We start from the raw sequence: 14,082 nt of genomic DNA, 5'->3' as shown, positions 1-14,082 counted from the left end.
TCAAAATTGCTTGATCTGGGAAGAAGCAAGCCGTACGGATATTTTGTATTCACCTCGAATGTTGACGGGCAGTTTCAAAAAGCCGGCTTTGACGATGCATTGATTGAAGAGTGCCATGGCTCTATCCTCCATCTCCAATGCACCGGACCATGCTCCAGCGACATCTGGAAGATTGGGGAAGAGAAAGTCAATGTTGATATGGAAGCGTTCAGGGCTACAGGCGCGTTGCCGAAATGTAAAAACTGTGGAAGGCTGGCACGCCCCAATATTTTAATGTTTGGAGACTGGAACTGGATATCGCACCGCACCAGTGAACAAGGGGCACGTTTGCAGAAATGGCTTGAAAAGCTCAACAGCTTCAATGCAAAGTTGGCCATTATTGAAATGGGGGCAGGCCTTGCCGTACCTACGGTAAGATATAAATCCCAACGAACCGGCCGGAACTTAAATTCAGCCTTGATACGCATCAACCCAAGGGATTACCATGTTTGCCAAGGTGCAATCGGCCTGCCGCTTGGTGCCAGGGAAGGCATAAACCGAATTTTATGCTGATGAATAAGGATGATTATCCCAAAGCTGGCTTACAAAGGCTCTTTCAAAAAGGGGCCGATAATTTTCTACTCTTGCATAAAAAAGCCATCAGTTCCTTATCTTCTCTTTCAGTGCCCGGATAATCCCGGAGCAGACCTGGTTGGCATCGGCCACAATGGCCACATCCGCAAGTTTCATCATGGTGGCATTGGGGTTTTTGTTCACAGCCACAATGAAATCAGCATCCATGAGCGCGGCCGTGTGCTGGATGGCACCGGAGATGCCAAAGGAGAACAGCACCTTGGGCCGGATATGCTTGCCGGCCTGGCCCACCAGGGCCTCGTGGCCCACCCACCCGGCATGAACAACAGGACGGGTGGCCCCGACCTCGGCATTGAGCAGACCTGCCAGGTCAAACAATTTTTTAAATTTGCCCTTGGATCCCATCCCCCTGCCGCCGGTGATCACAATATCCGCCTTTTCAATGCCCAGGGCTTTGGCAGGCCGGTATTCCGAGTGGGTGCAGCGGACCCGATCGGTTGGCAGATCTTTGGGCAGATCAAGGGAGACCACCTCGCCCTGGGCCGTATTATCATGGGGAAGTTCATGGAAGGTGCCGGGCCGCACCGTTGCCATCTGGGGCCGGGCTCTGGGCGTGAGTATCCGGGCAATGAGGTTGCCCCCAAAGGAGGGTGCAATCTGGACAAGCAGTCCTTTATCGTCTATATCAAGATCAATGCAGTCGGCGGTCAGCCCGGTGTTCAGCTGTTTTGCCACCCGGGGTGCCACTTCCTGGCCGAACCGGGTGGCCCCGATCAGAATGATATCCGGTTTCATATCCCGGGCCAGCCGGGTCAAAAGGTTGGTAAAGGTTTCAAGGCCATAGGATTTAAGCCTTGGATGATCAATCACATAAACCCGGTCCGCACCATGGGCGATATATTCTCTGGCATATTCATCCACGTCATGGCCAAAAACCACGCCGCAGACCTGACCACCCGTCTGTGCCGCAAGGGCCCTGGCCCTTGCCAGGATCTGAAGCGTGACCCGGTTTTTAAAATAGTTGCGATAGTCCCCAAGCACCCAGATATCTTTGCCGGTTGAATTTTTTGACATTTGCGTCCTCATTTCTTTTTTAAATCCTTGCCCATGGCGGAACTGATAATTTTTCCATAATCGGCAAACAGCTGATCCACCACAGTTTTAGCCGCCCCTTTAAGCACCCGGCTCTCCTTTTGGGTGGCCGGCGAAAACACATCCAGAATACGGGTGGGCGAATCCTTAAGGGCATTGAACTCCCTGTCCAGTTCCAGGCCATCGGCATCCACAACGTCAATTTTGGGTGTGGCAAAGGCCTGGGCCACACCGGCAAGTCCTGCATAACGGGGAACAAATGCGCCCAGATCTATGGTGACAAGGCCCGGAAGATCCATTTCCAGGGTTTCCATAAAATCATCCACCAGCCGGGTGACGACCAGTGCATTTTGGGTCAGCCGGATATCCGATGCCCAGCCAATGGCCGGAAAATCCAGTTCACAGGCCAACTGGGGACCAACCTGGGCCGTCTCACTGTCACTGGTCTGGGCCCCGCACAGCACAAGACCGGTATCAGGTTTAAACATCCTTATATACCGGCCAAGAATAAAAGAGGTAAGATTGGTGTCAGCCCCGGCCATTTTCCGGTCCGTGAGCAGGACCCCGTGGTCTGCACCCAAGGACACGGCCTGGTGAAGCACCTCCTCGGCCATGGGCGGTCCCATGGTCAGTGCGGTCACCCGGATCCGGCGATTCTCTGACTGCCCTGCCCTTTGCAGACGAAGCCCGGCTTCCAGGGCAAGGCGTGAGGCCGGGTCCATCATGCCCTGGGCAAGTTCCCGTTTCAGGGTGCCGGTTTTGGAATTCCAGGGCAATTCAGACACCATGGGTACCTGTTTGATGCATACAATGATATCAAGTGTGTTGTTTTCCATATTTCTCGTGTTGTTCCTTAACTGGGCCGGGTAATCAGATGTCTTGCGATGACCATCTTCTGCACTTCACTGGTGCCTTCGTAAATCTGGGTCACCTTGGCTTCCCTGAAATAGCGTTCCACATCATATTCTCTGGAGTATCCGTATCCGCCGTGGATCTGGACGGCCAGATCCGTCACCATGCGTGCCGTGGTGCTGCAGGACAGTTTGGCCATGGCGGCCTGGGCCCCGAAATCACCGCCCTTGTCTTTGGCCGCCGCAGCCCGGTACAAAAGCAGGCGCGACGATTCAATGGACGTGGCCATCTCTGCCAGATAGTTCTGGATGGTTTGAAATTTTGTCAACGGACTGTTGAATTGCTGGCGTTCCTTGGCATAGCTCAATGCCGCTTCAAATGCGGCCTGGGCAATACCTAACGCCTGGGCCGCAATACCGATGCGGCCGGTATCCAGGGCTGTCAAACCGATTTTCAGGCCCTGACCCGGTTTGCCCAGAAGATTGGTTTCAGGGATCCGGCAGTCCTCAAAAAACAGGGACGAGACCGGATTGGCCCGCATGCCGCATAAATCCTCTATTTCACCCACACTGAATCCGGGACACTTCTTTTCCACAATAAAGACATTGGGCCGGGACTGTTCCTTGCCGCCCGCATCCACGGCAAAGACCAGAACCACATCACAGGCCCCGCCGTTGGTGACAAAAATCTTGGTGCCGTTAATGGTGTATCCTTCTTCGGTCTTTGCTGCCGTGGTTTCCACGCCGCCGGCATCGGAACCGGCATTGGCTTCGGTCAGGCAGAACGCACCGATATGTTTTCCTGCGGCCATATCCGGGACAAAACGGGCAATTTGTTCATCCGTACCGAACCTTAAAATGGGATACAGGCCCACGCTGTTGTGAACAGACACGCAAAGCCCGAGGGCCGCGCACACCCTGGATAATTCCTCGATCACAATGGCACAGGAAATGGTGTCCAGACCGGCACCGCCTAAAGACGGCGGCACCTGGAGGCCAAAGTAATTCAAAGGCCTCATCTTTTCAATAATTTCAGTTGGAAAGCGCCCTTCCCTGTCCAGGCTTGCCGCATGGGGTCTGATCTCGTTTTCAGCAAACTCCCGCACCGTTTTTCTGACCACCTGGTGTTTCATGCAGGGGTTAAAATCCATAACATCACGCCTTTTATTTTCTTAAGGGGAAATAACCCGTAAAATTAATATCATTCATAGGTAGGACAGGACTATAACCCATCTGGACACATTTTCAAATTATTAAAATGGCGAAACCCAATTTGTAGATGCTCGCTTTTCCGGAGATAGAACCGGGCTGGGTGTTTTAATTTGTTCCACCCAGCCGCGCCGCAGCGATACGGCGGCGCGCGTCCCGCCCCCCGGCCTGAACCAGTCGAAGGGTTACGGCCAGGGCCGATGCCCAGTCCCAGGGTTTGGAATAGGCCAGGTAGCGCGGCTTCCACTGGGGGTGAAATTTATTTTTGTACTGCAAAAGACCCTGGAAGTTGAACCTGTTTTCAGCCCGTTTTGAAATCAGGCGCATGGCCCGTTCAGTAACCCGGGCCTGGGGTCTGGCCCCCACATCATTCATGGGTGCACCGCCCAGGGAGAATGAGATTATGCCGCGCCGGGCCAGCACCTGCATGGTGTTGATAATAACAAAGTCCATGACATTGTTTGCGGCACCGGGAATATACCGCATGAAATCCAGGGCAGCCGGTCCTCCGGTGCGCGTGGAAAGCACATTGACAAAAGCGATAATCCGCCCCGAAGTTTCCCGGGCCACGGCCACAGGGTTGCGCTGGATGTATTCCGGGGAAAAATAGCAGGGGCTGAACTGCATCTCCTGGCCGCCTTTGGACCCAAGCCAGGCATCGCTCACCGTACGCAACTGGTCCATGGTGCCCCCTGGAAAAGGCGGTGCCATAAACTCAAATGAAATGCCTGCCCCCTCCATGTCCCGGAGGGTGCGCCTGAAGCCTGCGTTTTTCCCGCCTTTCAAGGAAAAATCAGTGAGTGGCACAATGGCCTCTTCGGTCATCTTGATAAAATGGTAGCCAAAGTCATGCAGGTGTTCCATCCAGGGGCCTGTGACCATGGAGAAAATCACGCCCATGTCCTGGTCCCGGGCAAATGCCATGAAATCATCCAGCAGCCGGGCCGGATCGCTTTGGGGTGACAGAACAGGATCCTTGTGCACCACCAGTTTATCGGCGAAACACTGGTAAAGCACCACCCCGGATATCTCTGGGGCCTGGGGCTCCCAGAACCAGACAGCCTTGTCCCCGCCGCCGATCTGCAGGGCATCAGCGGAATCCGCATGCACACGGCAAAAAGCTTCTGCCCGGTCAATATCAGCCGGATCCGGGGTGATCCATTCCGAAACCGGGAGCAGGGCCTGCCGGATCACCACCACAATGGCCACCACACAAAGGAGCGCAGCTGCCCGTAAAAACCGGTTGGACTGTGCATGGAAGGCAAAGGTTGTCCAAACATCGTTGCCAAAGGAAATCCGGTCAAAGGCAGCGAGACCCGCCACCAGATAGATGGCCAGGGCAGCTACCCCCACGGCCAGGGCCGGCTCCCACGCCAGGGGCACCCGGCCCCGCCGGGTGAATGCCTTGCGGGCCCCGAACAGCATCGCCATGAGCACCAGGGAGATTACCGCCTCCCCGTAATTGCTGCCCTTGAGGGGATGGGCCACGGCAGAGGCGGCGAACAATGTCATACTCAGGACATAGGCCATACGGTATCCCCGCCAAAGGCCCCGGACCAGGAACATCATCAGCGCCGCCGACACCGTTGCCAGCAGGTGCGACGCCTCAACAACCCCCAGAGGCGCCATCTTTTCAAGTACCGCCAGCCTGGGGGGGATTTCAGGAAGGGCAGCGCCCAGCAGCAGAAGCACGGCATTCACCAGCACGGCCCCGGCAACAATCCGCCGCTGCCAGATACGCAGGGGATTTGAGTGTGCCAGGGTCACCCCGTACATGACAGCTAAGGCGGCAAGCCACGGAATAAAATAAAAACCTGAACGGAATACCACGATGGCGGCCGCTGCCCTACCCGGCATCACCCCCATCAGATCAAATCCCTTGAGCCATATGGCATCGGCACTGCCCAGTCCTCCGGGAACCATGCTGATCACCCCGGCCAACTGCCCGGCAAACACGGTCCGGGCTGCCGCTGTTGCGGGGATGTCCACCCCCACGGCGTGGATGAACTGCCAAAAGGCCGCCATCATCAGCCCCCAGTCAAAAAAGGACACAATGCCAAGGCTGAAAAGGGGTACGGACCCGGCGGGGTGCCTGTGTGAGAAACGCTTCAGGCCCCCTGCGGCAATCCGGCCCGCCACATGGGTGAAAACCACGGAACCTACTGCTGCCAGGGCGATGCGAACAGCAAAACAGTCTGCTTTTCCCGGCAGAGCCATCCAGACCGCAAGCATCCATCCGGCCATCCCGCCGTTCATGCCGATGTAATGTGCAATCAGGCCGTTGGTAATCTGGGAACCCTTTAATCCAAATCTTCTGTATACCAGCAGGCGCAGGGCCGGCCCGGCAATGGGACCGATGGAGACGAAATTTGTCCAGGCAAAGAGCAGGGAACCCATGCCCCATCGTTTTTTAAATGTCAGCCTGCCCTCGTCTCCGGCGGGGAATGCCAGGGCATCATAAAGCCCCATGACGCCCAGGGCCAGAAAAACCAGGAAAAGACCCAGGGCAATGGAAACGGGATCTGATTTTTCCAGGGCCTGCTGCACCATGTGAATATTGAGTTTTCCGATTTCATGGTAGACCAGCAGCAGTACCAGAAAGACAATAAGAATCTGAAGATAGATCCGGGTCCTGTTCCAGAACTGTGCCCAGCGGTCCAGCCAGGGATGTTTTTCAATGGATAAAAGCGGTTCGGCAGCTTGATCGGACATGAATCACCGTTTTAAAATTTGGGACATTAGGCCCATGGGCCTTACTCCTGCTTCATGACAGCATCAATCCGTGTGGCCAGTGTCTGGTGATCCACGGCCGAGTTCTTTTTCAGCACATTGGTCATCAGGGTCACCATGTAAATCCGGTTGTCCGGATTCTCTACAATGGCCACTGAATTCATGAAGTTGTCCTTGTTCCCCATGTATTTTTTACAGACATACCCCGGCTCTGGGGCGCAATGGTAAAGACTGCCGGATTTGAAGAATACAGCAGAACCGACAAGTGCCGGTGACGAGGCATACCTGATTCGTCTGGCCGTGCTGTACATCAGACGCTTGATTTCACGACTGGACCACGCATCGCAGATTCTGCCCTGCTCCATGGCCACAAGGTACTTCATCAGCCCCATGGGAGAGCCGTTGCTGTCGCCCTCTCCGGGGATCATCTTTTTTCCGGCGGCCGTAAAAAAACTGCCCAGGTGGAACTCCCGGGGTGTGATACCTGCGGTGATAAGGGGCTGGTTCACTACCTTTGCAGCCATTTCGCCAAGCACCGACCTGGGGGTTGTGGCAAAAAAATTTTTCTCCGCCCCGGGAGACGGCGGATAATTTTTACCAAAACTGTGCATAAGGACCGCTTCCTTCCACAAAGTGGAGGCTGCGGCATTGGCGCTGGCCGAAATCATGTGATCGGCCCACTCGTAAAGACAGAACCGGTCTCCCTGGCGAATGGGGCGGCTGTTAAACCTGCCGGATGCAGGATCATACACCGGCACACGATGATGATCTGTCTCAATCCATGGCCCTGCTGTCACGATTCTGGTTTTCAAAAGCTGGCGCCGCTTTTCCGGATCATCCGGGAACATATTTTTAAGCTGAGTGAACAGCCCGGCTGCAATGGCAAGTTTACCCACACTGCCCAGGGCAAACCGCCTTGTCGGCTGCCAGAGGGCAAGCCGTGGCGTTTTACCGGGTGTAATGTCAAGAACGGTCAGAGCGTAGCTTTCATCCAGATTTGGGAAAAGGGCGTTGATTTTTTTCTGAAGCCCTGGGTCAACCACATCTGATGTCCCGGTCAGGGAAAAAGGCGTGGAAAGCATGCGAAGCTGAACCTGGTCTGTGGACAACAGGGCACCCCGGGGCAGCTTGGATCCTTTTTCAATGTTGTCCATCACCCTTTGGGCATACACAAGCCGTCGAATGCCGGTCCGCTCAAATCCGTCAATGGGATAGGCATTACCCTGGGATGCCGCCAGAACAATCCAAGCAGTTGTTACGGCTGCACTGAAAAACAGTCTGCCGGAACATGATCCGGGTTTCATAATTATAATTGCCTTTCCAGTGAAATGCTGTCCGGTTCTTCATATCCCATATCCAGCCTCAGCAGGTAATTGGTCATGCCGGCGCGTTTGTTCTCCATAAACGGGCGGACCTGGAACAGCCGGATCGCATCGTTGTAAAATCCCATCTCAATGTCAAAGGGCCCCTGGCCCTCGATCCCGGGGGTGCCGGGAAGGGTGCTTCTGACCGTTGAAACAAGTTCCCTGATTTTCTGCCGGTCCAGAGCGCTTAACACCGGCGTATCCAGATCAACCCATTCCTTGACGACGCCCCCCTGGGCCGGAGTGCGCACGGCCTTTGTCTCCCGGGCGGGCTGGGTCATAATATCCTCTCCTTTTGCAGTGAGCAGAAAGCTTTCTGCTGTCTGTCCGTCAACAGCTCCGCCTACGCCTCGGCTGAAAGCCACGGTGATGTCTTCGGGATGTCCGGAAAGGATGCCGTGGGTGATGATGACCCCGGAACGCTGGACATTCACCGAGGGCAAAAGCAGGATGGACGGGAAGACATTGGCTGGATTGCTCAGGTATTTCTGCCGCCACAGATAGCTTCTTTCGCTGTAAGGAGAGGCCCACACCTCACGGATGCCGTCAAGAATAAGCTGTCTGTCCCTGATATTGAACAGCGTCAGGTTCAGACCGGCACCGGTGAATTCCTTGATATCCTCCATGTTGGTATCGCTTCGGATAAATACCGGCACCTCACCCAACGCATCGCCCAGGGCCGTTTTAAACAAGGCGTTAAGCTCTTTTTCAAATCCGGGAAGAAACGGCATGGTTTTAATGGCGGCCTGGAGCGTTGCAAGTGATGCGATCCGGGCCGTTTCATCCTGGTCCGGGGCTGTCAGCACCCTGGTGAGAAACTGCCAGTAGGTGCCGGCGGTCCCGGGCATAGGCTGATCCATGTGTTTTCTGAAAATACCAAAGGGCAGGATAATGCCCTCCCCCACGGCAGCGGGGAACCGGAACTTAAGCTGTCCCAAGTTGGCGGCCTTGGGTCCGCAGATCCGTCCCGAATCCTTGGCCCGGGCAACACTGAGCAGTACCGGGTGCACCTGGTCCAGGTTGATCCTGTCCACGGGCACGGTAAAAAGCGCTGTGCTGCGCGCCTTTTTGGTTACCAGGGCTGTCTCTTCTGTTGTCATCTGGGATTCTGTTTTAATCACCACCCTGCCCCTCTGGGACACGGCAAACAGGATCTTTTGGCCGGCCAAGGCCGACAGTTGGCCAAACACCCTGGGGGTGACAGCAGCGTTGGGGATGCCAAGATTTCTTGCCAGAAGCTGCACATGGGAGACCGGATTGCCTTCGGACACGGAGATCACACCGGATAGGGGTTTAAGATTCGATGGGATGTGCCGGAACAGGTAGATATTCTTAGCTTCGATCTCCAGTGGTCTTTTTCCTTCTTCCACCAGAATCAGGGTGCCAAAGGCCAACCCTGGGTTCATCCCCCGCAAACCGCCTTTTTCCACGCCTTGGGGTACCATATGGGTAATGCCGGAAATGTTTTGAACCGCCTGACCCAAGGCACCTGCACTCTGGCCAAAAGGCAGGAGGATGGACGAACGGATCCGGTCGTCGGAAAAGCCGCGGGCCTTTGACTCAAAGGTACTGAAAAGCGAAATCTCAGGGCCGTAAACCGTCGTCACCATGGCGGTGCCCCAGTCCACCACCCGGCGGACCTGCTCTGTCTTGAGCCTGACTCCGGTAAAATCAGCCTCTTTTTCCAGGGAAATAGGCTGATATTGATTGAACGCATCCCATTCCCAGGATTCGATATAACCGCACCCTGCCGCTGCCTTTGCCAGGACAAGATTCTTGGTCAAAAGCTGCCCAAGGGTTTCGGGCTGCCAGTTGGAGACCGTCATCATCAGGACACGTTCCAGTTCAAGGGAGGCATCCAGAAGCGGCAGACGGATGTTTTCAGGCACCCCGGGCAATTCCTTGCGAATTTTCAACAGCAGATCCGCCATGTCCGCATAGGGGTTGGGGGCGGTCTCATCAGGACAAAATCGCCGGGATTCCAGCGCGCCTCTCGATTCCTTCAAACAAGAAACCGCCATGGAAAACCGTTTATTTTTCAGGCTGTTCCGGGCCAGAACCGCATCCAGCAAGTCAGCCGGGGAGACTTTGTACTCCGCGTCAAGATCGCGGATCAGCGTTTTGAACCGCCGGGCCTGTTCCGCATCCATGCGGGCCTCATTTTCATCCCGGTACGTTTTAACCATCCCAAGGTCTCGGAATTCTGGCTGGCCGTGAATCTTGATTCTTAATGCCATAAACCCGGGGTCTTTTTCCGAAATGGCTTTGGACGCTGAACGGATGGACTGCAGCCGGGTCTTGTTTCGGTTCACATGGGGAATGACCCGGCACGCTTCACGGGCTAAAAAATAATTTTTAAAGCAGGTCTGGGGCGATGCCAGGATCTGGGTCAAAAAAAGGCCCCCCCACTTATCCTCATCTTCGGCCTGAACCGCACCCCTGTGGAACCGGGCCTTACGGAAAATCCACCCGTCATCGGCACTGATGAGGTATTGAAGCAGGGCATACTGCTTGAGCCGGGAATAACGGGTTCCCGCATCCCAGGCCCGGTCCTGGGGAGTTCCGGCAAGCACGGTGTCCAGATAGATCCCTTTTTCCTGTTCCAGTGAGCGTACCCAGCTTTTAAGCCTTCCGTGCTGAATCCCTTTACCCGAGGGACAGGGGGTCTTGGCTGGCAGGATTTTGCCGTCCGGACAAAACCAGTTAATCTCCTGGAACGGGCCTCTGGGATCGTTTTTCAGGATTTCTATCTTTTCTGAAAGATCGGAATCCCAAAGAGTTTCAGCGCCTGCTGCACCGCCGGCCCAGAGACATGCACATACCATCATTGCCGTGAAAACAATACATATATGTCGAATCATTTATTGTATCCCTAATTTAATGTTGGTCCAGCCGGGACAGCGAATTTTCCCTTTTTTTACGCTCATTGATTCCAGGAGTCAATCACTTAAATTTATTCCACAATTTTTAATAACCGGGTTGTTATCGCCGTTTTATGCTGTATAAAATATTTTCAGGTAAGCCATTGTTTTGTTATTCCAGGCCGAAATTTCTTGAACATCTGCAACCAACGTGAGATCATCCTTCAGCGGCAGTGAAAAATTATAATTTTGGAGGCTGATACCATGACAATCACCGCCAATCCCCAGGAAATTCTTTCTTTAGCGCAAAATTTTATGGAATGCCGGGTGCTTTTGACCGGCGCGGAACTGGATATTTTCACCCATCTGGCTAAACCGGCTTCAAGTAAAGCGCTTGCCGAAAAGCAGGGCTGGCATGAACGTCCCCTGACCGTTGTTCTGGATGCACTTTGTGCCATGGGACTGTTAAATAAAAAAGACGGACAATACCGGACCGAGCCGGATCTGCTTGCCTTTTTAAGCGCCGATTCGTCACAAAGCGTACTGCCGATGGTCAAGCACGCAGCCACCATCTGGACGAATTGGTCGAATTTAACCCGCATTGTTACCGAAACAGGCATTGCAAACAGAACACCTGCCAGATTCCAAGGTGAAGATCAAAAAGCCTTTATCCAGGCAATGCACGTTGTGGGAAGGCCTCATGCCCCGGCAATTGTTAAGGCGATTCAACCCGGTGCGGCTCGTCGCCTGCTGGATATCGGCGGGGCCTCAGGTACATACACAATTGCCTTTTTAAACGAATCACCCCAAATGTCTGCCACCATTTTTGACCTTCCTGATGTGATTGATATGGGCAGGGTCAAAATTGCAGAATCCGGCCTGAAAGACCGCGTTGAATTTGTGTCCGGCAATTTCTACACCGATCCCCTGCCCCCGGGATATGACCTGGCTCTTTTGTCGGCGATCATCCACCAGAACAGCCCGGATCAAAACCTTGCACTTTTTAAAAAAATTGCAACAGCCTTGATACCGCAAGGCCGCCTGGTCATTCGGGACCATGTAATGAAAAAAGATAAAACAGCGCCTAAATCCGGTGCCTTATTCGCCATAAATATGTTGGTCGGAACCCCTGGAGGCGGCACATACACCTTTGACGATATTAAAACTGGTCTGGTTCAGGCAGGTTTTGAAAACATCCGGATAATTCAGGAAAAAGACCATATGATGGGGTTAATAGAAGCCTTTTGTCCATGATAAAGAGAGGCGGTCCGTCTTCAAGCCGACTTTATCTTAAATTCATGCGTCAGCACTGAATAATATGTTGAATTTTTACAAATGAGATGTTAAAAGGCAATTTCTGTAACATCTGTAAAATTTAGTAAAACTTATAACCTGTTGTTCCTAATAATTGTGAGGATCGGATTATGCTCAACGCTTTTATAAAAAATTTTTTGGGGAATGCGCCCACATGGTATAAATATGCCATTATAGTGTTTCTGATTATTAACCCCATTCTTCTTCTTGTTTCTGGCCCTTTTGTCACAGGCTGGGCCCTCATTGCGGAATTTATTTTTACCCTGGCTATGGCGCTGAAATGCTATCCGTTACCTTCGGGCGGGCTTCTGGCCATTGAAGCCATTATCCTGGGCATGGCCAAACCGGAAACCGTTTACCACGAAGCACTGGCCAACTTTGAGGTGATCCTTCTTTTGATGTTTATGGTTGCAGGCATCTTTTTCATGAAGGAATTTCTGCAGTTCACCTTTACCCGAATACTTGTGCGTGTGCAGTCCAAAGCGATTATTTCTTTGCTTTTCTGCTTTGCCGGCGCTTTTCTGTCCGCTTTCCTTGATGCGTTGACTGTCACGGCGGTAATCATCGCTGTTGCCTTTGGTTTTTATAATATTTACCACCGTTATGTATCCGGAAAGGACAGTGCCGGGGCCCATGATCTCACCAACGATCAGGCTGTCAAAGATGCAGAGCGAAAAGACCTGGTTCAATTCCGGGCCTTCTTGCGTAACCTGATGATGCATGGTGCCGTGGGTACCGCTTTAGGCGGTGTCTGTACCCTGGTAGGTGAACCCCAGAACCTGCTTATCGGCCACCAGATGGGATGGCATTTTGCTGAGTTTTTTCTGGAAGTTGCACCGGTCTCCATCCCCGTCCTTATCGTTGGTCTTTTGACCTGTTATACACTGGAGAAAAAGCACTGGTTCGGCTATGGCGCTGAAATGCCCGGCAACATTCGTTCCCACCTGCTGGAAACCGAAGTCAAAATGGAAGAAAAACGGGGAGACTCAGGCAAAGCCAGACTTATTATGCAGGCCGTGGCGGGTATCTGGCTGATCCTTGCACTTGCCTTCCATCTTGCCGCCGTAGGTCTGATCGGATTATCCGTTATTATATTTCTCACCTCTTTTAACGGAATTACCGAAGAACATCATTTTGGTGAAGCGTTTAAAGAAGCCTTGCCGTTTACGGCACTGCTGGTCGTCTTTTTCTCGATTGTTGCGGTTATTCACGAACAACACCTTTTCCATCCTATCATGCATTTCGTACTCAGTCTTCATGGTCATCTCCAGCTTGGGGCATACTATATCGCAAACGGTTTATTATCCTCAATTTCTGACAACGTGTTTGTTGCCACCGTATATATTACGGAAACAAAGATGCATTTTGTCCAGATTCTCGGACAGATTCCCGATATTGGAATGACCGGACAGCAGCTGATGGACAAGCTTACCGACCCGGCAATTGTCAGGGCTGACGTATTGGCTTCGCTGCCAGGGGAGACCGCTGCCAAAGTAGGTGAAGTTATCCGGCATTTTGACCATCTGGCCGTCGCGATTAATACCGGAACAAACATTCCAAGCGTGGCAACGCCAAATGGTCAGGCCGCCTTCCTATTTTTGCTGACTTCAGCGCTGGCACCCATCATCAGGCTGTCCTATGGCCGGATGGTTTACCTTGCCTTGCCGTACACCATCACCATGTCACTGACAGGACTTATTTCTTGTTACCTGTTTTTATAATGCGTATTAAATAAAAATAGAAAGGTGTGCCCATGCAGTGTTTTTGCATTCCGGCACACCTTTTTTTTATGACATCCCAACCTTGAATGAAATATATGAAATATTTCTGGTGGACAGTTCAGGTATTATGCCTTTTAATCTCCCTTTTTTTCTTTGCTTTCGGTGTTGACCTTATCCGGGGAGCGTATGGCTTAAATGACCCGTTCAACTTTATTATGACTTTTTTTGCCGCAAGTTTTATTATCCTGATCAGCCTGACCCAGGCCCTGGTATTCATGATTAAAAAGATACGGGTATACCGCATCAGGCTATCCCAGGCCCGGGGAGACAGATTCTGATGACTGTTTTGGTATCTATAAGAGAGCTT

At 52.9% G+C, this 14,082-nt stretch carries 10 protein-coding genes; 4 read left to right on the top strand and 6 right to left on the bottom strand.

The features are described 5' to 3' along the window. Nucleotides 1-552: Sir2 family NAD-dependent protein deacetylase (locus AB7U36_RS08060; protein WP_428159273.1), on the top strand; the 552-nt coding region annotated here is incomplete at its 5' end. 87 nt (nt 553-639) lie between these two features. On the opposite strand, the gene AB7U36_RS08055 is transcribed toward AB7U36_RS08060, so the two are convergent. From AB7U36_RS08055 to AB7U36_RS08030, 6 genes are all read right to left on the bottom strand, one after another. Then, the gene (locus AB7U36_RS08055) at nt 640-1,647 is read right to left on the bottom strand and encodes an electron transfer flavoprotein subunit alpha/FixB family protein (protein WP_428159272.1); all 1,008 of its coding nucleotides are present in this window, start codon (nt 1,645-1,647) and stop codon (nt 640-642) included. A gap of 8 nt (nt 1,648-1,655) precedes the next feature. Continuing rightward, nucleotides 1,656-2,501, bottom strand: a complete 846-nt coding sequence (locus AB7U36_RS08050) for an electron transfer flavoprotein subunit beta/FixA family protein (protein WP_428159271.1) — start codon at nt 2,499-2,501, stop codon at nt 1,656-1,658. 17 nt (nt 2,502-2,518) lie between these two features. Further along, entirely contained in the window at nt 2,519-3,667 is a 1,149-nt protein-coding gene (locus AB7U36_RS08045) for an acyl-CoA dehydrogenase family protein (RefSeq protein WP_428159270.1), read from the bottom strand. A gap of 166 nt (nt 3,668-3,833) precedes the next feature. Then, the gene (locus tag AB7U36_RS08040) at nt 3,834-6,437 is read right to left on the bottom strand and encodes a phosphatidylglycerol lysyltransferase domain-containing protein (protein ID WP_428159269.1); all 2,604 of its coding nucleotides are present in this window, start codon (nt 6,435-6,437) and stop codon (nt 3,834-3,836) included. Nucleotides 6,438-6,478: 41 nt separating this feature from the next. Then, a complete protein-coding gene (locus tag AB7U36_RS08035) occupies nt 6,479-7,759 on the bottom strand; it encodes a hypothetical protein (RefSeq protein WP_428159268.1) in 1,281 nt (426 codons plus the stop codon). Between the two features lie 2 nt (nt 7,760-7,761). Beyond that, the gene (locus AB7U36_RS08030; RefSeq protein WP_428159267.1) at nt 7,762-10,680 is read right to left on the bottom strand and encodes a PEP/pyruvate-binding domain-containing protein; all 2,919 of its coding nucleotides are present in this window, start codon (nt 10,678-10,680) and stop codon (nt 7,762-7,764) included. A gap of 264 nt (nt 10,681-10,944) precedes the next feature. Here AB7U36_RS08030 and AB7U36_RS08025 point away from each other — a divergent pair, with 264 nt between their 5' ends. The 3 genes from AB7U36_RS08025 to AB7U36_RS08015 all read left to right on the top strand — a co-directional run bounded on the left by AB7U36_RS08025 (nt 10,945) and on the right by AB7U36_RS08015 (nt 14,053). Next, nucleotides 10,945-11,934, top strand: a complete 990-nt coding sequence (locus AB7U36_RS08025) for a methyltransferase (RefSeq protein ID WP_428159266.1) — start codon at nt 10,945-10,947, stop codon at nt 11,932-11,934. A gap of 170 nt (nt 11,935-12,104) precedes the next feature. After that, the gene (nhaB, locus tag AB7U36_RS08020) at nt 12,105-13,715 is read left to right on the top strand and encodes a sodium/proton antiporter NhaB (RefSeq protein WP_428159265.1); all 1,611 of its coding nucleotides are present in this window, start codon (nt 12,105-12,107) and stop codon (nt 13,713-13,715) included. A gap of 86 nt (nt 13,716-13,801) precedes the next feature. Then, nucleotides 13,802-14,053: a hypothetical protein gene (locus AB7U36_RS08015; RefSeq protein WP_428159264.1), complete on the top strand. Its 252-nt coding sequence runs from the start codon at nt 13,802-13,804 to the stop codon at nt 14,051-14,053. Nucleotides 14,054-14,082 lie beyond the last annotated feature (29 nt).

Source organism: Desulfobacter sp., assembly GCF_050177295.1.
This window is presented reverse-complemented; position numbering and strand designations above follow the sequence as displayed.